The sequence below is a fragment of the Acidobacteriota bacterium genome, assembly GCA_040752675.1.
Classification (GTDB): domain Bacteria; phylum Acidobacteriota; class Polarisedimenticolia; order JBFMGF01; family JBFMGF01; genus JBFMGF01.
Window position 1 is genome coordinate 29,390 of record JBFMGF010000117.1, and the last position, 22,929, is coordinate 52,318.

Below are 22,929 nucleotides of genomic sequence, written 5' to 3' on the forward strand. Positions count from 1 at the left end.
CGATGCGCTTTTCGAACGTCAGTTTTTTCTACTTCTTATATTTCATCCCGTTTGTGGCGTTGTTCCTATTCTGGAAGATCCTCCACACAAGAAGAACGCTTAAGCTTTTCGGCGAAGAGCCTCTTATCGGCCGGCTCACCGCTTCTTCAAGCATGAAGAAGAGGGTCGCAAAATCTGTTCTGCTGATCCTTACAATGATATTCTTCATCCTGACAGGGGCAGGCCCGCAGTGGGGGATGAGAATGGAATCGATCACAAGGAAAGGAGTGGATATCATCTTTGCCCTTGACGTTTCCCGGAGCATGCTTGCTGAAGATGTTAAACCGAATCGCCTCGAAATGGCGAAAAGGGAGATCGATGATATTTTGAAGAGGTTATCGGAGGATCGGATCTCGCTGATCGCCTTCTCCGGCGAGGCGTTCGTTCAGTGCCCGGCGACTCTTGACTATTCGACGTTTAAGCTCCTGCTGGATGCAGTCGATCCCGAGATAAGCCCGACGCCGGGGACGGATTTCGGAAGAATGATAGATGAGGCACTCAAGCTTTTCCAGAAGGCGAAGGGAAAACACAGGGTGCTCGTAGTTCTTTCAGATGGAGAAGACCATGCCGAAGACTCACTGGAAGCGGTTAAAAGGGCTTACTCTCAGGGGATCATCATCCACACCATCGGGATCGGAACGGAAGAAGGTGTTCCCATCCCCCTGAGAAATGGAAGTGGAGAGATAGAGGGGTATAAAAAAGATAGCGAAGGGAAGATTGTTACCACGAGACTCAGCGAGTCATTTCTTCAGAAGATGGCGATTACGGCGGGCGGCATCTATGTCCGTGGCACCACTTCAGGAGAAGAAGTGAGAGAAATCACGAAGCTCGTCTCCGGGATGGAAAAAGAGGAGTTCTCTTCCATGATTCACTCCATCTATGAAGAGCGATTTCAGTTTCCTCTTGCCGCCCTGATCCTCCTTCTAATCCTGGAGCATCTGATCACGACGAGGAAGAAAGAAACAAAAGCATGGGTGGGGCGGCTATGATGGTAATGAATTCAAGATTTAAGAAGTTCGATCAGGTGAAGATCCCTTATTCCTTGACCTTAGTCGCGCTAACCTTCCTCGCTATCTTCGGGGTCGGGATTGGGGGTTCTGCGTATCGAAAGAATGAGGAGGGGAACGAGCTTTACAGGAAAGGGAAGTATGAGGAAGCCCTGAAAGCTTACACGGAGGCTCAGCTTTCAGCCCCCGAATCTCCGGAATTGCATTACAATATAGGCAACGTTCTTTACAGAATGGGGAAATATTCCGAGGCCGCGGAAGCTTATGCGAAAGCTCTTTTTTCGGAGAAGAAGGAACTCAAATCGTTCAGCCACTACAACAATGGAAATACAAAGTTCATGGGGGGAGACCTGAAGGGGGCGATTGAATCGTACATAGAATCTCTCAAGATAAATTCTGATGATCAGGATGCCAAGAAGAACCTCGAGCTTGCGCTGCTCAGGACGAAAGAGCAGCAGAAGCAACAGAGGCAGAAAGAACAGGAAAAGCAGCAGGGCGGCCAGCAGGAGCAGAAAGAAGAAGAGAAAAAGCAGGATTCAGAGATGAAAGATTCCGAAAGATCACAACAGCCCGGATCTCAGGATATGAAGCAGAAACAAGACCGGAAGAGCGAAGAAGAGAAGAGGCTCCTGGGAGCGATCGAAGAGCAGGAGAGAGAAGCCTTGAAAAAGTCGCTGCAGAAGATTAAGCAAGAAGAGAAAAAGATTGAGAAAGACTGGTAAGATGAAACGCTTGCATTCATTCATCATACAGAGTCTAATCCTTTTTTTCTGGGCACTACACATCTTTCCGCAGGAGCTTTCCGTCTCCGCCAGAGTTGACAGCCAGAGGATCGGAGAGCAAGACCAGCTTCAGCTTACGGTTGAGATCAGCGGATCGGAGGCGGGAAGCGTGAAAGCGATATCTCTACCTCAAATGAAAAATCTGCGGGTTGTTGCAGGACCATCTGTATCCACGAGGTTCCAGTGGATTAACGGAGTATCATCATCATCGAAGAGCTTCACCTACATCCTTGTGCCAGATGGAAAGGGAGAGGCGGAGGTCCCATCGATAACAATCCCTTACGGCGGGAGAAGCTTTAGAACAGAGCCGCTCAAGATCGAAGTCGTCGCCGGTAGCCAGAAGAGGAGAGAAATGCCACAACGGCCGGCCTGGCCCGATATAACGGGAGAAGAGCAAATAAAAAGGGGGGCGGAGCCAGACCTCTTCGTCAGGGCCGTTCTCGATAAGAGCCGACTCTACCAGGGAGAGCAAGCAACGCTCTCATACAGGGTTTATACAACGGTCCCGATCATTGATATTAATCTGGAGGAGATGCCCTCCTTTGAAGGATTCTGGGTCGAGGATTTGAAAGTCGATCCAGAAGCCACGAAGAGAATCGTCGAAGTAAACGGAAAGAGATACCATGAGTACACCATCATGAAAAAGGCTCTCTTCTCATCCGTTTCGGGAAAGAAGACGATCAAGCCCCTGACCTTTGCCATTTCCGTGAGATCCAGAAGCGACGATTTCTTTGAAAGCATCTTCTGGGACAGACCGATCAGGCTCTTCAAGAGTACTGAGAGTGTAACCATAGATGTCTCTCCGCTTCCGGAGAAGGGACGGCCAGACTCCTTTGGAGGTGCCGTAGGCGATTTCAGGATGAAGGTGGAAGCAGATCGAAGGGAATGCTCTGTCAGCGATGCCGTTGGGATCAAGGTCATGGTCGAGGGGGAAGGGAATCTGAAGGGGGTATCGCCCCCGATCGTCGCGGAAGCTCCGGATTTCAAGATCTATGAGCCAAAGGTTACAGACGAGGTGAGATTTCAGGGTGATAGGATGCAGAGCAGGAAGATATGGGACTACATCGTCATACCGCTTGCTCCGGGCGACCACACCCTCCCGGAATTCAATTTCAGTTTCTTCAAACCTTCAGGGAATGACTATGAAAAGCTTAAAAGTCAGGCCGCTCCTCTCAGCGTGAAGAAAGGCGTTGTGGGAGCCCCTTCTGTTGCGATCGTCCAGAAAGGTGATATCACTCCGCTGCGGCGAGATATCAATTTTATCAAGCCATTGAAGGGAGAGATCGTGGATGCAGGGGCCGGAATCCACAGGTCATGGTGGTATTATTTTCTTCTTATTCTTCCCCTCGTTCTGATACCTGCCTGCGTTGCCCTGTCCCTGAGGAAGGAGAAGGTGCGACTGGACATCAGGATGACGAGGATAAAGAAGGCTTACCGCAGCGCATCGAAAGGGCTCAAGCGTGCAAGAAGGCTGATTGGTGGAGGGAATATGGATCTGGCTCTTCAGGAGATCTCCAGGTCGATGGTTGGATACGTGGCTGACAAATTCAACCAGTCCTCATCAGGGCTGACTTATGAAATGATCGAAGAGTTGCTTGATTCCAGAAGAGTGGACAATGAAAAGATAAGAAGATTCATAACGACCCTTGAGAAATGCGATTATTCAAGATTCGCCTCGGGTATGTCCAGTTCCGATCAAGCCGGAAATCTGATCAGCGATGCCGAAGCCTCTCTCGCGGAACTCGATAAGGCGCTTTGAAGGACTACAGGTAGTAGATGAATAGGAAGGTGATGTGCGATCTATCAATGAAAAAGATGAAGGGATTTCACTTAAGATGAAAGCCATCAAGGTCATCATATCTTTATTAGTCTTGATGATAGCCACATTGGCACGGTGCGGAACGGCTGATCTCCTGTTTCTGGAGGCTAATTCACACTACGAAAAGGGGAACTATGCAGATGCCGAGAGATTATATCGAAAGATCCTGGATTACGGGATCAGAAACGAGGTTGTGTATTACAATCTGGGAAATGCCTGTTTTAAACAGAACAGGCTTGGAGAGGCAGTTCTTTTTTACGAGAAGGCTCTCAAGCTGAAGCCTGGTGATCTCGAGATAGAGGAAAATCTTGAGCTGGCTAATCTTTTAAAGTACGATCGCGTGGAAGAGCAGGAACCGTCGCCTCCCTTAAAGCTCATCCTCTGGTTTCATGACCTGATTCCTCTCAGCGGTCAGTTACTGGCATGTCTCGTCCTGTTCTATCTCCTTCTCATCTTGCTCGCTTTTCTGACCCTCCGGATGAGAAGAGCTCTTGACATCGATCTGATACTCTTTCCTACCATTGTCATCTTCCTGCTCCTGGCGATTCTTACTTTTTCTGCCGGAGTGAAGATCTATCATCTCGAAAAAATCTCTTACGGTATCGTTCTGAAAGAAAAAGTGGATGTAATGAGCGGTCCCGGAGAGACAAACGCCATCCTATTCCCGATCCATGAGGGGCTGAAAGTCAGGGTCCGGAACAGCAGGGATGCATGGTATCAGATCTCGCTACCTAACGGTCTCAATGGATGGATAAGGAAAGAGACTATAGGGATCATCTGAGCCAGGAAAAGTCAGGCATATATGTCCATATTCCGTGTCCATTTATCAAGTTGACGGCATATTTTGGCGCGTAATATAATCTCAATTCAAAAATTGAAAAATCATTGGAAAAGGAGGTTGCTTTGGATTTCCGGTTTAAGGAAGATCAGGAAATGGTGCGCCGGATGGTGAGGGAATTTGCCACTAACGAGATCCTCCCGAAGATCATAGCATACGATGAGAAACAGGAGTTCCCGCAAGAGATAGTCAAGAGGCTTGGGGAGCTCGGCGTTATGGGAGTCATCTTCCCAAAAGAGTACGGTGGGACAGGGATGGGTTATGTCGAGTATGTGGCAATCATTGAAGAGCTCTCCAGGGTCGATGGTTCCATCGGGTTGACGGTTGCAGCTCATAACTCGCTCTGCTCGAACCATATCTTCATTTCTGGAAACGAAGAACAGAAGAAGAAATATCTCACGCCGCTTGCATCAGGAGAGAAGATTGGAGCATGGGGTCTGACGGAACCGACGGCCGGCAGCGATGCCGGGGGAACCAAGACCACGGCAGTGCGGGATGGGAACTCCTGGGTTCTGAATGGGACGAAGACATTCATCACGAACGCCACCGTGGCCGATATAGCAGTCGTCATCGCCGTTACGGACAAAAGCAAGGGGAAGAAGGGCATTTCTTCCTTCATCCTTGAAAAGGGGATGGATGGGTTCAAGACCGGAAAGAAAGAGAACAAGCTGGGGATGCGTTCGAGCGATACCGCCGAACTCATCATGGAAGACTGCCACATTCCAGCTGAGAACCTGCTCGGCGAGGAAGGAATGGGTTTCGTGGACTCACTCCGGGTTCTGGATGGAGGAAGGATCAGCATCGCGGCTCTCGCCAATGGCCTCGCACTGGGGGCTTTTGAAGCATCGCTGAAGTATTCCAAGGAGCGTCAGCAGTTCGGAGAGCCCATATCCAATTTCCAGGCTATCCAGTGGATGCTTGCCGATATGGCGACGAAGATCGAAGCGGCGAGGCTTCTGACTTACATGGCCGCCGACATGAAGGATAGAGGAGAGGATATAAATAAACAATCGGCAATGGCAAAGCTCTATGCAGGTGATACCTGCGTCTGGGTTGCCGAGAGGGCCATCCAAATATTCGGCGGATATGGGTTCGTCAAGGATTATCCCGTCGAGAAGATTTACAGAGATGTAAAGCTGTGCACCATCGGCGAGGGGACATCCGAGATCCAGCGCATCGTCATTGCCAGGCAACTGCTCAAATAAAGTGGTAAACACAAGCAATTGCGTTGGCGAATATTGTTGAGAGAAAAGGTTTCATAGCCTAAAAGGAGATTTAATCTTAATGAAGAGCATTGTCGAAGGGATGATCGCAGGGGATGAGCGGTCCATTGCTAGAGCCATCACTATCATAGAAGAAGAGCCGGAGATTGCAGCTCATCTTCTCAAAGATATCTTCCCTTATACAGGAAGGGCTTTCATCATAGGTATTACCGGGGCACCAGGAGTCGGAAAGAGCACTCTCGTCGATAAGATAGCGGAAAGGTACCGAAGGGAAGGGAAAAAAATAGGGATCATAGCGGTCGATCCCTCCAGCGCTTTCAGCGGCGGGGCCATTCTTGGAGACAGGGTGAGGATGCAGAGACACAACCTGGATTCAGGGGTCTTCATCCGGAGCATGGCGACGAGGGGGCAGATGGGTGGGTTGTCCAGGTTCACGGGGGATGCGATCGATATCCTGGATGCCGCTGGAAAGGATGTCATCATTATCGAGACGGTCGGTGTTGGGCAGGATGAGATTGATATCGTGAGCCACTCCGATTCAGTGGTCGTCGTTCTCATCCCTGGAATGGGAGATGACATCCAGGCTATCAAAGCAGGTATCCTTGAGATCGCGGATATCTTTGCCGTTAACAAGGCAGACCAGCCCGGTGCCGACAGGGTCGTTTCCGAGCTCGAGTATCTCTTTACCATGCTCACGGAGTCCGTTTTGGAAATGCCGGAGATTATCAAGACAGAAGCGCTATACGATAGCGGGATCGATCTTCTGGTAGAAGCCATCGAGAAGAGGCACCAAAAGGTAATTGAGAGCGGTCTCTTAAATGAGAAGAGGATGGAGAGATGCGAAAACCGTCTGGTTTCCATCCTGAGGGAGAGGCTTCTCAACGAGGCTATGGAGAATGTTTTGAAAGATGGACGCTATCATGAATATGTAAATGCCATCTTCGTCAGGAGAATAGACCCATACAGTGCGGTTGAAGAGATCATGAAGGGATTTGGCCGCAGGGAGCAAAAGAATGCTTGAGAAAATAGACCACATCGGCATTGCCGTCAGGAGCATCGAAGAGCGGGAGAGATTCTACGTTGAAGGTATGGGTTTGAGGATAGATGAAAAAGCGCTGGTTCCGGAGCAGCATGCAAGGATCGCCATCATGCGCATCGGCGGGATAAAACTCGAACTCGTGGAACCGACGGACCCTTCATCACCTATTGCAGGCTTCCTGAACAGGAGGGGAGAGGGAATTCATCATATATGCTTCGAAGTCAAGGACATCGAGGACGGGAAAAGGAAACTCGAGAGGGCAGGATTTAAGATCGTAGAAAACGCTTCCAGCGTCGGTTATGGAGGCTCGAAGGTGCTATTCATACATCCTTCTGTTACAGGGAGTGTTCTCTACGAGCTAGTACAGCATGGGACAGATAAGAAATGAGCGGTGTCACTCCGTAAAATGTCGCCGAAGTGCTGCAAGAAGGAGCAATTGATAATAATCATCTTTTATATAAGGTCAAGATGGGATCACCTGCCATAGTAAGTAGCGTGAGGACAGCCATTGGCAGTTTTGGCGGTTCGTTGAAAGATTTCTCAGCGGTCGACCCGGCCTCGATCATTCCATGAAGCAGAAAAAGGCGAAGAAGGCGATTGCCTCTCTCTGCCTAGATGGGAGACAGGGAGTGGCGATGCTCATCGAGATGTGAGTGATCATCATGAAAGGCTCCACGGTCATAGTTTATCTGCGGGAACCCAGGGAGAGGATGTGGGGAATACTCCATTCCATTGATGTGACAGGTTTATACATGCAGGGGCTTGACGTCAACTCCTTCGATCAGTGGCTCTCCGATATTCCGAAAGAGGAACCGTTCACGCTGACACTCTCGAAACTCTTCTTTCCGATGCACAGGGTGGAAAAGGTCCTCGTTGATGAATCAACCGGATCCATCCCATCTCTCTCCGAAAAATTCGAAGCCAGGATGGGGAAGAAGCTATCAGATTTTTTCCCCTCTTTCGAACAATGAACTCCTCCGATAACTGAGGCGTAACAATAAAGAGGGCGGTTTTCTTGACAGGCAACCTCCTTTGGCTATAATAAATACTCAAACGTTCCTTTTTTAGCTTGTTCCTTTCCTCTACATAAAGAAAGGAAAGATTCTTGTTCAATAGATATAAATATCTTTTCTAATAAATTTGCGTGATGCTAGAACGCTAGAAAAAGCATTGCAGGTGTGGGAAAAGATGATTGAATTGAGATTCCACGGGAGAGGGGGACAGGGATCGGTCATTGCCTCTAAAGTCCTTGCCTCGGCTCTGTTCAAAGAGGGGAAGCACGTTCAGGCATTCCCTGTGTTTGGTGTCGAGAGAAGGGGTGCACCGGTGACAGCCTTCCTTCGTCTGGATGACAAGCCGATCTACCTGAGATGCGAGGTCTATAATCCCGATCACATCATAGTGCTGGACCAGACCCTGGTTGGGGTGACAGACATAACGGCGGGTCTAAAGGAAGGAGGGCTCATTCTGATCAACACGGAAAAGAGTCCTGCAGACTTCCCGGAGTTTTCCAGATTCCGGGTGGCAACCGTCGACGCGAATGCCATTGCCATCAGGCATAATCTCGGATCTAAGACGCAGCCGATCGTGAATACCGCTATCCTTGGTTCTCTGGCAAGAACTTCACAGCTGGTTAGGCTGGAATCGGTCATAGAGGCAATCAGGGAGTCTATCACGCTATCGACGGAAGAGAATGCCAAAGCAGCTCGTGAAGCTTACGAGAGCGTTTCCATGTAAATCCCCTGTCAAGACGTGAACCGTTTAAAACTTCAGCAGAGGTAAAGATGTCTCAGAAAGATGATGCAAAGAGCTGGAAGGCGTTGTTTCCTCCGATGGCGTTATCATACGAATCGACTCTCGTCAACAAGACCGGAAGCTGGAAGTACATTAAACCGCTCTATCAGGATAAGACGCCGCCATGCAACGAAGGATGCCCGGCTGGAGAGGATATCGAAGGTTACATGTACCTCATTTCAAAGGGAAAGATAAAGGAGGCATGGGAGCTTTTGAGAAAGGATAATCCTTTCCCGGCCGTATGCGGGAGAGTATGTTTCCATCCCTGCGAGATGGCCTGCAACCGGAAAGATTTCGATGAAGCACTCTCCATCAACCAAGCTGAGAGATATCTTGGAGATTTCGGCCTTGAGAAGGGAAAGGCTGCGAAAATAAAAGAGAAGAGAAATGAGCGGGTAGCGATTATAGGTTCTGGTCCTGCAGGCCTTTCCTGTGCCTACCATCTGGCCGTTATGGGATACAGGGTCACGGTCTTCGAGGCTCTTCCGATGGCGGGAGGCATTCTGATGGTCGGCATTCCGCAGTACCGGCTCCCCAAGGATGTCCTTCAGAAAGAGATAAAACTCATCGAGGATATGGGAGTCGAGATCAAGACGGGCATGAGAGTTGGGAAAGAGATCGGTTTTTCCGAACTCGAGAGGTTCGATGCAACCTTCATCGCAACAGGTGTTCATGTGAGCAGGAAGATAGGCGCAAAGAACGAGGATGTCAAAGGCGTTCTCTCAGGGCTTGATTTCCTCAAAGAGCTTAACCTGGGCAAGAAACCGAAGGTCGGGAAGAAAGTGGCAATCATCGGCGGCGGCAACACGGCCATGGATGCCGCAAGGTCCGTCCTGAGAATGGGCAGCACACCTGTCGTCGTCTATCGAAGGACGAGGGCGGAGATGCCTGCCATCGAGGATGAGATAGAAGAGGCGGAAAGGGAGGGGATAGAATTCATCTTTCTCGCGGCACCCATAGAGGTCCATACGAAAGGGGATAAGATCGTCGATATGGAATGCATAAGAATGAGGCTCGGGGAGCCCGATGAGTCTGGCAGAAGAAAACCGGAACCGATTAAGGGCTCCAACTTCAAGGTCAAGGTGGATAATGTCATCTCGGCTATCGGAGAGAAAGCCGATCTATCGTTCCTCCCGGAAGATATAAAAGTCGAGGACGGGGTCATCGTGACAGATGAGAGCTTGATGACCACGAGGAAGGGGATCTTTGCCGGCGGTGACGTCATAGATCAACCTCATACGGTCGTGGATGCAATAGGCTCGGGGAAAAAAGCGGCCATTGAGATCGACAGATACATAAGGAATATCGATGTCGATCTGGAGAAATTCCGGATCGGGGAGGTGGGTAACATTTCAATGGAGAGATATCTCGGTCAGGAAACTGTGGAGAAGGCAAACCACCTCAACATGGTTGTTCGCATCGATGATCTCAATCTCGACTATTTCGAACATCAGCCCCGGCGTGAGAAGCCGAGGATGCCGGTGGAAAAGGCTAAGAAAAGCTTTGCGGAGGTCAACACCGGGTTCAGCGAGGAGATGGTCAGAAAGGAAGCTTCCCGGTGTTTCAACTGTGCAGTTTGTAACGAGTGCGAGATCTGCCTGATCTTCTGTCCGGACGTTGCCATTATCAGGAAGAATGAAGGGAAAGGTTTTGAATTCAAGTACGATTACTGCAAAGGGTGCGGGATCTGCGTCCATGAATGCCCGAGGAATGCGATGTCGATGACGAGGGAGGATTTATGAAGAAAGTCATCATGGGAAATCATGCCGTTTCATTCGGCGCCATGCTCTCCAAGGCCGAGGTTATCGCTGCCTATCCCATCACCCCTCAGACCCAGATCGTCGAGGAGCTCTCCGAGATGTGTGCCGATGGGCGGTTAAATGCAAAGTTTATCAAGGTTGAATCAGAACATTCAGCCATGGCCTGCTGCATAGGGGCTTCTGCCGTTGGGGCGAGGGCATTCACGGCGACCTCCTCCCAGGGTCTTGCTCTCATGCACGAACTCCTGCATTACGCCGCTGGAGCCAGGCTGCCCATCGTGATGGCTAACATAAACCGCGCCATGGCTCCTGCCTGGAACATATGGTCGGATCAGACGGACTCCCTCTCACAGAGGGATACAGGGTGGCTGCAGTTTTACTGCGAGAGCAATCAGGAGGTCCTCGATACCGTTATTCAGGCATTCAAAATTTCCGAGAAGCTTCTCCTTCCCTCAATGGTCATCCTTGATGCCTTCTTCCTATCACACACTTACGAGCCTGTGGACATACCGGATCAGGCAATAGTCGATGCTTTCCTCCCTCCCTGGAAGGCAGAATATACCCTTGACATCAACAATCCAAGAGCGTTCGGAGCCTTGGCCAAGCCTGACTCCTATATGGAGATGAGATTCGATATGCACCGTGCCATGGAGATAGGAAAATCATTAGCGAGGGAAATCGATGAAGAGTTCGGCAATGTCTTTGGCAGGAGGTGGGGCATCATCGAACCGTACAGACTGGATCAGGCCGAAATTGTCCTGGTCTCATCGGGAACTATGGCAAGCACTACTAGAGTGGTCGTTGATTCTCTGAGGGAAAAAGGGGAGAACGTGGGGATGTTGAAGATAAAGATGTTCCGCCCCTTCCCGGCCGAAGATGTTGCAGAGTTATTACGTGGAAGAATAAAAGTGGCCGTGATGGACAGAAACTTTTCCTTTGGAGGCGGAGGCATCTGGGCTCAGGAGATCAAATCGGTTATATACAATGTGGAGGCTTCAATAAGACCTGTAGTCTTTGGTTACATCACAGGGCTGGGAGGAAGGGATGTGAAGCCCGATGTCATGGAAGAGATATACTTCAGGACAAAAGGATCTGATTTTCCGGAATCGGATTCCATCTGGATTGGAGTACAACTATGAGCCAGATCAAGATAAAAGAGTTTGTTCCAGCGGAAGAGTACCTCGCTTCCGGGCATCTCGCATGTCCTGGGTGCGGAGCCTCGCTCGCCATGCGTTACGCCCTCAAGGCCCTTGGTTCCAAGACCATCGTAGTCATTCCTGCATGCTGCTGGTCCATCATCGCAGGCCCCTATCCTCAGACATCCCTCTCCGTTCCTCTCTTCCACACGGCGTTTGAAACGGCTGCTGCCGTTGCTTCCGGCGTAAAAGCCGCGCTCGATATCAGAGGGAACCAGGATATCACCGTACTCGCCTGGGCAGGGGATGGGGGAACTTTCGACATAGGAATTCAAGCCCTTTCGGGAGCAGCAGAAAGGAACGAGGATATCATATACATCTGTTACGATAACGAAGCCTATATGAATACCGGCATCCAGAGAAGTTCGGCGACTCCCTGGGGGGCCTGGACAACGACGACGCCGACAGCACGCCCGAAGTCTCACCCCAAGAAGAACATCATGGAAATCATGGCAGCTCACAGGATCCCGTACGCAGCGAGCGCTGCGGTTGCTTATCCTGTCGATTTTATGGAGAAGGTCAAGAAGTCAAAGAGAATCCGCGGGACAAGGTTCATCCACCTTCTCTCTCCATGCCCGCCTGGATGGAAGTGCGCAGATGAGGAATCGATCATGCTTACGAGGATGGCCGTTCAGAGCCGCATCTTTCCTCTATATGAAGTTGAGAATGGAGAACGCTACCGGCTGAGCATGGACCATTCCGGGAGTCCTGTGAAAGAGTACATCCGCAGACAGGGAAGATTCAGGCATCTGACGGATAAGGATATTGACATGATCCAGGAGAGGGTGAATGATGAGTGGGAGAGACTGCTTCGCAAGGTGAAGGAATCCGAAGATCCAGAGTAATATCCTTTCTTCCATTATCCATCCGATATCCGCTATAAGAGCAGCCAGGCTTGCCCTTTTTATAATTTCATTTACAATGTATGTTTCATGAAGACAGAGGCTCTTAAACATAGAATTGCAAGCCTGCTTTATGTCATGCTTTTAACCATTTCGCCTTCTCTAACGCCTGGAGCAGAGTTCCGCAAGAACATAAGGCTGGATCTAAGCTACCCGAGCCAGGAGCTGTACAGAGACGCTTTTCAATATTCAGTCCCGGTTGTTCAATGGTCGGAGTGGTCCCCTTATGCGTTTGCGAAGGCGCGGGCTCTTGATAAACCGATCCTGCTCAATATCGGCGTGAGGTGGGACAAGAACTGCTACGACATGGATGCCGAGACCTTTTCAGATCCCTCTGTTGCATGGTTGATCAATAATCACTTCGTTCCGATTCGTGTCGACGGTGACAAGAGACCGGATATCAAAAAGGCCTATGGTGCAAAGATCTGGCCTTCGATATTCTTTCTTCTTCCCGACGGAAGACCTATGATATGGCAGGAAGAAGAAGGCGGCAAATATCCGATGGCACTTGGTTTTGTCTATCCCAATACAATGAAGGATCTGATTCTTTCAGCGTTCAAATATTACAAAGGTCATCCCGAGAAAGTTGATGAATTAGCCAGCGCACAGATGAAAACCGAAGAAAATGCGTTGGATCTCAAGGAGGGACCACTGGATCAAGGAATTCCGGAGAGGATACTTTCTTCATTGAAGGCCAATTTCGATCTGCAGAACGGTGGATTCGGCAAAGAACCGAAATTCCCAATTCCTTCAGCTTTGGAATTTGCAGTTCATATGTACTCCCTCGAACAGAATCCTGCGGTACTGGAAATCTGTTCCAGGACTCTCAAAGCTATCATGAATTCGGAGATGAACGATAGGTTGGAAGGAGGGATCTTCCGATATGCTAACAGGGCAGACTGGTCTGATCCTGCCCGGGAAAAATTGCTGGATAGAAACGCTTCTCTTCTTGACAATTTACTGGATCTCTTCATGTTAACCGGTGATGCAGAAATCAAAAATGAGGCACTCTCCATTCTGAACTATATTGATAAAACGCTGCTTGACAGTGGAGGAGCATTTCTGGCCGGGCAGTATGCCGATTTTGCATTTGCAGATGGATACTATGCATCCGCGCCGGAGGAGAAGAAATTCTTGATTCGTCCCCCCATCGATCGTAGGATCTTTTGTAACAGAAGTGCAATAGCTGCATCGTCCTTCCTGAAAGCATCTATCATAATGAATGACCAGGCTTGGTTTGAAAAGGGAAGAAAGGCGGTCGATTTTCTCCTGGAGGAGTTTTACAGTCCCGGCCGAGGAGTTTTTCATTTCTACGAGAAGGGGAGAAAGGATCTTATTGGTATTCTGGAAGATAACGCGCAGTTCTGCATGACACTTTTCGATCTCTATCAGATAAGCGGAGAGGAACTCTATCTTAAAAGTGCGACGGAGATTGCTGATTTCATGATAGACAATTTAAAAGATGTCATGCGGGGAGGGTTCTTTGATTATATGCAAGATCAGGGTGCCCCGGGGAAACTGAAGCTGCCCATGAAATCTATCGACGATAATGCCTTAGCAGCAAGAGCCCTGATAAGGATTTATCATACAACAGGAAGAGATAAATATTTGCGGGAAGCGGTCAAGAGTCTGGAGCTCTTTTCGACGAGCTATATGAAATACGAAGTCTTTGCTTCATCTTATGGGTTGGCTTGCAGCGAGTACTTTGTTAGGCCATTGAGGATAATCGTCATCGGGAAGAGCCATGATCAACGGGTAAAAAATCTGATATCTGAAGCAAACAGGATTCCCGAGAAGTGGAAGATAGTCAAATTCATTGATGAAGAAAAAGAAGACATCAGCAAAATAGGAATGATTGCAACTTCCACTCCAGTGCTATATTTCATTAAAAGTCCCCTGATCTCTTCTCCTGTGACCAACCATGAAAGAGTAGCTGCACAGTATGAAAAATTCAAGAAGCGCTTATCATCCGGGCGGGCGAAGATCATGGAATAAGTACTGTGCTTTGACGAGAAGAACTCCTTCTTACTTTTTAGAATAGAGGAGATGGTATGGAGAAGGCTTCCATCGGTATCATAGGCGGGAGTGGCATCTATTCCATGGAGGATCTGAAAGATGTAGTGGAAGTAAAGATGGATACGCCATTCGGGGAGCCATCGGATGCCTATGTTGTTGGAACCGTGGAGGGTAGAAGAGTGGCATTCATCGCACGGCATGGAAGAGGGCACAGGATAATCCCATCGGAGATAAATTTCAGGGCAAACATCTTCGGATTCAAGCTTCTTGGCGTTGAAAGGATCGTTGCAGCAGGCGCCGTAGGGAGCATGAGGGAGCATATAATTCCGCTCGACATCGTCCTTCCAGATCAGTTCATCGATCGGACCTGCCGGAGACCATCCACCTTCTTCGGCAATGGCATCGTGGGACACATCACGTTTGCAGAGCCGATCTGCAGGCACCTGAAAGATTCTCTGAGAGAGGCCTGCCTTCAGGCAGGGGCAAGGATCCACAATGGCGGCGTCTACCTCTGCATGGAAGGTCCGCAGTTCTCAACGAAGGCAGAATCGCTTGTCTACAGGAGCTGGGGCGTGGATGTCATCGGCATGACAAACCTTCAGGAAGCAAAACTGGCAAGAGAGGCAGAGATCTGCTTCGCCACTATGGCTCTTGTAACTGATTATGACTGCTGGCACGAGAGCGAAGAATCGGTGACTATAGATGCAGTCCTGCAGAATCTGAAGAAGAATTCGATGATGGCGAAGGAGATCGTCAAGAGATTGATGAGAGTTCTGCCTGAAAAGAGGGAATGTGGATGCTCCTCCGCGTTAAAGGACGCCATCATCACGGACCGCTCCATGATCCCGGAAGAGTTGAAAAGAAGACTATTTCCCCTCATAGGAAAATATATTTAGATGAAAATACTGGTAGTCGGCTCCATAGCCTACGACACGGTGCGGACACCATCGGGCTTCCGAAGCAAAATTCTTGGTGGCTCCGCGACCTATTTCTCCGTTTCTGCCAGCTTCTTCAGCAGTGTAGGGATCGTGGCCGTCGTCGGCTCCGATTTCAACATGAGCAATCTGCGCCTTCTGAAAGAAAGAGGGGTGGATTGCTCAGGCATAGGAAAAGCCGGGGGAAAGACATTCCATTGGGAAGGGGAGTACGGTGCCGATCTTAATGTCGCCGTAACAAAGAGAACCGAGCTCAACGTTTTCAAGAAGTTCGATCCCGTGCTCCCAGAAAGGTTCATGAAAAGTCCCGTCGTCTTCCTCGCCAACATTGACCCGGACCTGCAGTGGAAGGTCCTCCAGCAGACCAAGAGTCCACGTCTCGTTGTTTGTGACACCATGAATTTCTGGATCGAGAACAAGCTTTCCTCTCTCAGGAAGGTCATAGGGAAGGTGGACATTCTCCTCCTTAATGAAGGGGAGGCGAAACAGTTGACGGGTCAGGCACATCTCGTCAAGGCTATCAGAAAGATTTCCACAATGGGGCCGCATACAGTCGTTGTCAAGAGGGGAGAGTATGGCGCCATGATGATCCATAAAGGGAAGCTCTTTGTGGTTCCAGCTTTTCTGGTGGAAAGGGTCATTGATCCCACTGGGGCCGGTGATTCCTTTGCAGGAGGATTCGTCGGCTATCTCTCGACGAAAAGAAATATCACAGAATTGACTCTCCGCCAGGCCATCATACACGGTAGCATCATGGCATCCTTCGACGTGCAAAATTTCAGTCTCGATTCATTCAGGAATCTCGCTTTCCGGGACATCAAAGAACGATACCGCCAATTCAAGAAAATGACCTGCTTTTAGAAGTATTGTGTCTCTCATTTCTTGTGCCGCGACCAAGCTTTCCTTTCGATTTGTGACTCAATGCTCATGTTGACTTTGGTAGACATCCTCTCTATACTGAATTAAAATAAATCCCAGTTTTTACAGGAGGAAACGATGCCTAAGGTCATTCAGGGAAACCTCGATGCCAAGAATCTGAGGTTTGGCATCATCGTAAGCCGTTTTAATGAGTTTGTTTCTGAGAGGCTGCTGGAAGGGGCTCTCGACTGCCTCGAGAGGCATGGAGCGGAGGAGAAGAATATCTCGATCTTCAAAGTTCCCGGTTGCTTTGAGATCCCTCTCTTTGCAAAGAGGATCGCAGATACAAAGAAGCACGATGCGATCATCTGTCTGGGTGTCCTGATCCGAGGGGAGACGCCGCATTTCGATTTCTTGAGTGCTGAAGTGACTAAAGGAATTGCTTCGGTGGGGATGGAGACAGGAATGCCGGTCATTTTTGGCGTGCTTACTTCTGAGAATCTCGATCAGGCAATAGAGAGGGCGGGCGCCAAATCCGGGAACAAGGGATGGATGACAGCACTGTCCGCAATTGAAATGGCCAATCTCTATCGTGCCGCGAAGGCTTAGGCCATGGGGTTCAGAAGAAAAGGGAGGGAGTACGCTCTTCAGATACTTTTTCAGATCGACGTCTCAGGACATAGCATTGAAGACATTTTTCCTTTCTTCTGGAAAGATAAGAATGATCTTCAAGATGTTAGAGACTTTACGGAGAGAATAGTTCACGGCGTAAGAGAAGATCTCCAGCAGATAGACAACATCATTGCAGCAAATGCCGAACACTGGAGATTGAACAGGATGGCCATTGTGGACCGGAATATCTTGAGGATGGCCATCTATGAGTTTCTGTTCGAGTTGCAGACCCCGCTCATTGTCATCATCGACGAAGCGATCGAGGTGGCGAAGAAATTCGGGAGCGAAGAATCGGGGTCTTTCGTCAACGGCATCCTCGATGCGGTGAAAAAGAAGATCGAAAATGGTATCATCGCATCGAAACGAACGCCCGTCGATTCCAGACAGGAGTGAATGATTCCGCGGCTGAGGCGGGTCTCATGCAGATGGGTCTTTCCCATTCCATGAGATGATGTTTCTTTTATCTTGAGCGGTGAAAATGAAGGAACAATACGAATTTCAAGAACTAGAGATCAAGTGGCAGAAACGCTGGGAAGATGAGAAGATTTTCAAGGTCTCCGAAACTCCTGGAAAGAAGGAATTCTACTGCCTCGAGATGCTTCCGTATCCTTCGGGAAGGATTCACATGGGGCATGTAAGAAACTACTCCATTGGCGATGCGATGGCGCGGTTCAAGATGATGCAGGGATACAATGTCCTCCATCCCATGGGATGGGATGCTCTCGGGATGCCGGCGGAGAATGCCGCCATCAAGCACAAGACGCATCCGAAGTCCTGGACGCTGAACAACATCGATCACATGAGAAAGCAGATAAAGAGACTTGGTTTCGGGTATGACTGGAGCCGTGAAGTGACAACCTGCCTCCCGGAATATTACCGATGGAACCAGTGGTTCTTCCTGAAGCTGCTGGAGAGAGGGTTAGCATACAGGGGAAGGAGGGCGGTGAACTGGTGCAAGTCCTGTCAGACCGTCCTGGCCAATGAGCAGGTGGAGGATGGAGGATGCTGGCGGTGCGGCCGTTCAGTGACGAAGAGAGAGTTCAATCAATGGTTTCTGAAGATCACCCATTATGCGGAAGAACTTCTCCAGGAGCTTGACCATCTGCAGAGCTGGCCGGAGCGGGTTATCACGATGCAGCAGAACTGGATAGGAAGAAGTGAAGGCTCCAGTGTCTCTTTCCAGGTTGAGGGATTGGATAAGAAGATAGACATCTTCACAACCAGGATCGATACAATCTTTGGTTCTACCTTTCTCGTCATGGCTGCTGAGCATCCTGACCTGAAGGTTATCTCCCGTGGGTTGCCTGCTGAACAGCGTGTTCAAGAATTCGTTACGCAGCAACTGCGGAAGAGTTTAGTCGACAGGTTCTCGGAAGAGGTGGAGAAAGTGGGTGTCTTCACTGGACGATATGCGATTAATCCTTTCAATGGAGAACGGATCCCGATCTGGGTCGCCAATTTCGTTCTGATGGAATACGGAACAGGAGCCGTCATGTCGGTTCCCGCTCATGACCAGAGGGATTTCGATTTTGCAAAGAAGTACGGGATGGAGATCAGGCAGGTCATCAGGCCTGAATCTGAAGATCAAATCGACATCCCGATGAAACGGGCATTCATCGAGGATGGAATCCTCATCAATTCAGGATCGTTCAGCGGGTTGAGAAGCGATGAAGCACGCGGGAAGATGACCCGATATGCGAAAGAGAACGGTTTTGGAAATTTTGAGGTCAGTTACAGGTTAAAGGACTGGGGGATCTCACGTCAGCGGTACTGGGGAACGCCGATCCCAGTGATCTACTGCCAGGATTGTGGGATCGTTCCCGTTCCCGAAAATGAGCTTCCAGTCATCCTTCCCGATCAGGTCGTCATAGAAGGTTATGGTTCTTCTCCTCTTGAAAGAGCCCCTGGTTTCCTGAATGTGAAATGTCCAAAATGCGAGAAAGCCGCAAAGAGAGAGACAGATACCATGGATACCTTCATCGATTCATCCTGGTACTTCTACCGCTACTGCGATCCTCTCAATCAGAATGCCCCTTTTTCCAGGGACGTCGCGGATTACTGGTTCCCGATCGATCTCTACATCGGAGGGATCGAACATGCAACAATGCATCTCATCTACTGTCGTTTCTTTGCAAAGTTCATGAGGGACATAGGGCTGATCAGGTATGGCGAGCCTGTTCAGAAGCTGTTCACTCAGGGAATGGTCATCCGCTTCGGGCAGAAGATGTCCAAGAGCAAGGGGAACGAGGTGACACCCGACGAGATGATAGAAAGATACGGTGCCGATACAACCAGACTCTTCTCACTCTTTGCATCTCCGCCGGAACGGGATCTGGAATGGAGTGATCAGGGTGTCGAAGGCTCTTTCCGCTTCCTATCCAGAGTCTGGAGGCTTCTGTACAAATTTGAAAAACGGCTGAAGGATGTGAATATCGACTTTTCCGGAATAGAAGCAGGAGATAATGCGTTGAAGCTCAGGAGGAAGACGCATCAGACTATCTTCAAAGTCACCGGCGATATCGACAGGAGGATGCATTTCAACACGGCTATCGCGGCTATCATGGAGCTCGTCAACGAACTATACCTCTTCTATGAGAGAGAGGGTTTTTCCATGGTGGAGTTAATGGCGATCAAGGAATCTCTTCAGGCCATTTCGCTGTTACTCGTCCCCTTTGCCCCGCATTTTGCGGAGGAGATGAGAGAGAGCCTTGGAGGGAAGGGCCTGGCTAACGGGCAGAGCTGGCCTGTAGCGGATGAAAGACTCCTTGAGGAAGAGAGTGTCCTGATCGTCATCCAGGTCAATGGAAAGTTAAGAGGAAAGATCGTCGCCCCCAGAGGATCATCCGCGGAATATGTATTCACGCGGGCCCAGGAGGATGACAGGATCCGGCTCTTCCTGGCAGGCAAGAGCATAGTCAAGAAGATCTATATTCCGGATAAGTTATTCAATATAGTCGTCCGGTGAGGAAACACAAATGAAAAGATTGATATCCATCGTTTCGCTTCTGCTTTTGACATCCTGCGGCTACCGCCTTGCAGGGCAAAACATTTTCCTCCCACCGAATATCAAAAGGATTGCCGTCATCCCTTTCGTCAATGAGACGAAAAGATCTGAAATAGAACAGAGGATCACCGAGAGCATTACGAAGGAACTGACCAAGAGGGGAAAATACAGAGTGATCTCCAGCAGGGAGAACTCGGATGCATTTCTGGAGGGTGCAATTTCTTCTTTTTCAACGAACCCGATCCAGTTTAATCCGGAAGGGCGAGCAACAGTAGTTGAAGTAAGCATCTCCGTGAGGGCTAAGCTAACGGATAGTGCTGACGGAAATGTCATCTGGAACCAGGAGCATTTCCTCTACCGCGAACAATTTGATATTCCAGAAAGCGAGATAGACTTCTTTGACCAAGAGATCGTGGCTATCGAAAGAATTGCCGGCAGTTTTGCGCGATCGCTTGTAACATCCCTTCTCGAGGGGTTCTGAATGACTGGGATGGTGAAGGAGACGATTTTCTTCTTCCTTGTATGCGAGGAAGAATATGAGTTGGAAGAACTGATCTCCAAGTTGAAAGAGCAGGCAATGAAGAAGGGATCCAGCCTTGAAACGTACCATCGTGATGAAATCGACCTTTATGCAGTGCTGGATTCCGCTCTCAACCTTCCAATGTTTTCGGAAGGGAAGCTCATCGTCCTCAGATATCATGGTGAATTCCTTCGCAGCGATTCCCCGGCTCTAATCGAATATTTTCAAAGAGCCTCTTCCAGAACGACATTCGTCGTAGCCGCGAATTCTCTGAATGTGAAGGGATCAAAGGATGAGGGTACTGGAGATGGAGTGAGAGACCTCCTGAAGCTCTTCAAGAAGGGCAGATCGAGCGATTTTCTGGATGGATGCAGCAGAGGAGTCTTTGTAGAAGGGGAAAAGAGAAAGAAAGGGAGGGGTGAAGAGATCCTCAAATGGCTGAAGGAGGAAATCTTTCGCATAAGTGGTCTGAAGATCAAAAGCGATGCCGCTCAGATGCTGGCGGAGATCTGCGGCATGGATCGAATGACCATCGCTCGAGAATGCGAGAAGATATCCAGCTTTAAAACAAAAGGAGGGGAGATTACAATAGAAGATATCAGGAGAATCGCGGCGGACAACAGGTTCTTCGATGTCTATGCACTCATCAATCATATCTGTTCAGGAAACAGGATGAAGGCCACGGAGACTCTGAGGAGCCTTCTGAACATGGATCAGCCGCAGCCTCTCCTCTTCTGGCATCTTGATAACTTCTTCTCGAAGGCCGCTCTTGTGAAGAGGATGATCTCGGAGGGAGCCGATGAAACAAAAGCTGCACAAGCAGCCGGTTTCCGATTCTATATTCAGGAGACGCTCAAGAATATCAGATCGATTGACGAGAAAAAGATCCTCAGGATACCGCGGCTCCTTTTCGAAGCCGAGCGATTGATAAGATCGGGTCTTCCCGAAGAGACCATCCTTGAAAAGCTGATTTGGGATCTATCATGAAACATGCAGAGAAAATCTTGATAATGGACTTCGGCTCGCAGTACACACAACTCATTGCCAGGAGAGTCAGGGAGGCTAGAGTCTATTGCGAAATCTCAAGGCATGATCTCCCGCTGGAATCGATACTGAAGGAGAAACCAGCCGGGATTATCCTTTCCGGTGGTCCTGATTCCGTTTACAGGGAAGGTTCGCCCAGCCTTGACCTGAGGATCCTTGATCTGGGCATTCCAGTTTTAGGAATATGCTACGGGATGCAGATCATTGCACGTATGCTTGGTGGAACGGTGGAAAGAGGCAAGGAAAGGGAATATGGAAAGACGGAGATAAAGATTATCCGGGAGAATTCACTTTACCGTGGCTTGGATGAGATTCAGATCGTATGGATGAGCCATGGCGACAGGGTCAAAGAGGTTCCCAAGAAATTCACTATCACGTCTCGCTCAGAATCTAATCCTGTCGTCTCCATCGCAGATTATGAGAAGAAGATCTTCGGAATACAATTTCACCCGGAGGTCAATCATACGGAAAACGGTATGACCATGATCAGGAACTTCCTCTTTGGAGTGTGTGCTTGCCGGGCAGACTGGAACATGGCAAAATTTCTTGAAGATTCCGTCAGGGATATCCAGGAGAAGGTTGGAAAAGGGAAAGTCATCTGCGCGCTTAGCGGCGGCGTAGACTCGGCCGTTACGGCTCTTCTTGTCCACAGGGCGATCGGAGAAAGGCTAACATGCATCTTCGTGGATAACGGGCTGCTGAGGAAGAACGAGGCCGAAGAGCTGCTGAACAGGTTCCGGATGAAATTTCACCTGAACGTTCAGCATGTTGATGCATCCAACGAATTTCTCAATGCCCTCCAGGGAGTGGATGATCCCGAGCAGAAGAGACGAATCATCGGAAACAAGTTTATAGAGATCTTTGAGAGAGAAGCGGATAAGATCGGTGATCTGGAATTCCTCGCGCAGGGGACAATCTATCCAGACAGGATCGAATCTTCTTCCGTGAAAGGTCCTTCCGCCGTCATCAAGACACATCACAATGTGGGCGGGCTTCCAGAGGAGATGACCTTGAATCTGGTGGAACCCCTGTCGGAACTATTCAAGGATGAAGTCCGCCGACTCGGCATCGAGCTGGGGCTGGATGCCGAGTTTCTCAAGAGGCATCCCTTTCCGGGACCAGGTCTCGCAGTGAGAATCATAGGCGAAGTGACGGTGGAGAGGGCCAAAGTCCTTCAGGAGGCGGATGCAATCTTCATTGAAGAGTTGAAGAAGAGCGGCCTCTACGACCAAGTATCCCAGGCTTTTGCCGTTCTGCTTCCGATCAGGACCGTCGGTGTCATGGGGGACGCAAGGACTTACGAGAATGTCCTGGCCCTGAGAGCCGTTCACACGCTAGATTTCATGACGGCGGACTGGTTCGGCTTTCCTCATGACTTTCTGAGAAGAGTTTCTACCAGGATTGTCAACGAGGTGAGGGGAGTGAATCGAGTCGTCTATGACATTTCCACGAAACCCCCTTCAACGGTAGAATGGGAATAG

General features: G+C 49.4%; 21 protein-coding genes and 1 pseudogene. All 22 read left to right on the forward strand.

The window, feature by feature from the left end:
- Positions 1-2: 2 nt before the first annotated feature.
- The 22 genes and pseudogenes from AB1756_10510 (at position 3) to guaA (ending at position 22,929) form a co-directional block, all read left to right on the forward strand.
- Positions 3-1,028, forward strand: a complete 1,026-nt coding sequence (locus AB1756_10510; GenBank protein MEW5807759.1) for a VWA domain-containing protein — start codon at positions 3-5, stop codon at positions 1,026-1,028.
- Between the two features lie 5 nt (positions 1,029-1,033).
- A complete protein-coding gene (locus AB1756_10515) occupies positions 1,034-1,768 on the forward strand; it encodes a tetratricopeptide repeat protein (GenBank protein MEW5807760.1) in 735 nt (244 codons plus the stop codon).
- A 1-nt stretch (position 1,769) separates the two neighbouring features.
- Complete coding sequence (locus tag AB1756_10520; protein ID MEW5807761.1) at positions 1,770-3,587, forward strand: BatD family protein; 1,818 nt, start codon at positions 1,770-1,772, stop codon at positions 3,585-3,587.
- 76 nt (positions 3,588-3,663) lie between these two features.
- Positions 3,664-4,428, forward strand: coding sequence for a tetratricopeptide repeat protein (locus AB1756_10525; GenBank protein MEW5807762.1), 765 nt, complete (start codon positions 3,664-3,666; stop codon positions 4,426-4,428).
- Between the two features lie 122 nt (positions 4,429-4,550).
- Complete coding sequence (locus AB1756_10530; protein MEW5807763.1) at positions 4,551-5,690, forward strand: acyl-CoA dehydrogenase; 1,140 nt, start codon at positions 4,551-4,553, stop codon at positions 5,688-5,690.
- A 79-nt stretch (positions 5,691-5,769) separates the two neighbouring features.
- Positions 5,770-6,729: a methylmalonyl Co-A mutase-associated GTPase MeaB gene (gene meaB / locus AB1756_10535; protein MEW5807764.1), complete on the forward strand. Its 960-nt coding sequence runs from the start codon at positions 5,770-5,772 to the stop codon at positions 6,727-6,729.
- Entirely contained in the window at positions 6,722-7,135 is a 414-nt protein-coding gene (gene mce / locus AB1756_10540) for a methylmalonyl-CoA epimerase (GenBank protein MEW5807765.1), read from the forward strand. The genes meaB and mce overlap by 8 nt, the downstream gene beginning before the upstream one ends.
- Positions 7,136-7,215: 80 nt before the next feature.
- A pseudogene (locus AB1756_10545) lies at positions 7,216-7,314 on the forward strand (acetyl-CoA acetyltransferase).
- Between the two features lie 95 nt (positions 7,315-7,409).
- Positions 7,410-7,718 carry a hypothetical protein gene (locus tag AB1756_10550; GenBank protein MEW5807766.1) on the forward strand — a complete coding sequence of 103 codons (309 nt, stop codon included), beginning with the start codon at positions 7,410-7,412 and terminating at the stop codon, positions 7,716-7,718.
- Between the two features lie 217 nt (positions 7,719-7,935).
- Entirely contained in the window at positions 7,936-8,484 is a 549-nt protein-coding gene (locus tag AB1756_10555; protein MEW5807767.1) for a 2-oxoacid:acceptor oxidoreductase family protein, read from the forward strand.
- A gap of 47 nt (positions 8,485-8,531) precedes the next feature.
- Positions 8,532-10,283, forward strand: a complete 1,752-nt coding sequence (locus tag AB1756_10560) for an NAD(P)-binding protein (protein MEW5807768.1) — start codon at positions 8,532-8,534, stop codon at positions 10,281-10,283.
- Entirely contained in the window at positions 10,280-11,440 is a 1,161-nt protein-coding gene (porA, locus tag AB1756_10565) for a pyruvate ferredoxin oxidoreductase (protein ID MEW5807769.1), read from the forward strand. Before AB1756_10560 ends, porA begins: the two co-directional genes overlap by 4 nt.
- Positions 11,437-12,342 (forward strand): 3-methyl-2-oxobutanoate dehydrogenase subunit beta, encoded by a 906-nt coding sequence (locus AB1756_10570; GenBank protein MEW5807770.1) that lies wholly within the window; start codon positions 11,437-11,439, stop codon positions 12,340-12,342. Before porA ends, AB1756_10570 begins: the two co-directional genes overlap by 4 nt.
- A gap of 135 nt (positions 12,343-12,477) precedes the next feature.
- Positions 12,478-14,394, forward strand: coding sequence for a DUF255 domain-containing protein (locus AB1756_10575; protein MEW5807771.1), 1,917 nt, complete (start codon positions 12,478-12,480; stop codon positions 14,392-14,394).
- Between the two features lie 56 nt (positions 14,395-14,450).
- Complete coding sequence (gene mtnP / locus AB1756_10580) at positions 14,451-15,311, forward strand: S-methyl-5'-thioadenosine phosphorylase (GenBank protein MEW5807772.1); 861 nt, start codon at positions 14,451-14,453, stop codon at positions 15,309-15,311.
- Positions 15,312-16,211: a PfkB family carbohydrate kinase gene (locus tag AB1756_10585; GenBank protein ID MEW5807773.1), complete on the forward strand. Its 900-nt coding sequence runs from the start codon at positions 15,312-15,314 to the stop codon at positions 16,209-16,211. It begins immediately after the preceding gene.
- A gap of 135 nt (positions 16,212-16,346) precedes the next feature.
- Positions 16,347-16,817, forward strand: coding sequence for a 6,7-dimethyl-8-ribityllumazine synthase (gene ribE, locus AB1756_10590; protein ID MEW5807774.1), 471 nt, complete (start codon positions 16,347-16,349; stop codon positions 16,815-16,817).
- A 3-nt stretch (positions 16,818-16,820) separates the two neighbouring features.
- Positions 16,821-17,273, forward strand: a complete 453-nt coding sequence (gene nusB / locus AB1756_10595; GenBank protein MEW5807775.1) for a transcription antitermination factor NusB — start codon at positions 16,821-16,823, stop codon at positions 17,271-17,273.
- An 85-nt stretch (positions 17,274-17,358) separates the two neighbouring features.
- On the forward strand, positions 17,359-19,845 hold the full coding sequence (gene leuS / locus AB1756_10600; protein MEW5807776.1) for a leucine--tRNA ligase: 2,487 nt from the start codon (positions 17,359-17,361) through the stop codon (positions 19,843-19,845).
- A 10-nt stretch (positions 19,846-19,855) separates the two neighbouring features.
- Complete coding sequence (lptE, locus tag AB1756_10605; GenBank protein MEW5807777.1) at positions 19,856-20,365, forward strand: LPS assembly lipoprotein LptE; 510 nt, start codon at positions 19,856-19,858, stop codon at positions 20,363-20,365.
- Complete coding sequence (holA, locus tag AB1756_10610) at positions 20,366-21,391, forward strand: DNA polymerase III subunit delta (protein MEW5807778.1); 1,026 nt, start codon at positions 20,366-20,368, stop codon at positions 21,389-21,391.
- The gene (guaA, locus tag AB1756_10615; protein MEW5807779.1) at positions 21,388-22,929 is read left to right on the forward strand and encodes a glutamine-hydrolyzing GMP synthase; all 1,542 of its coding nucleotides are present in this window, start codon (positions 21,388-21,390) and stop codon (positions 22,927-22,929) included. The genes holA and guaA overlap by 4 nt, the downstream gene beginning before the upstream one ends.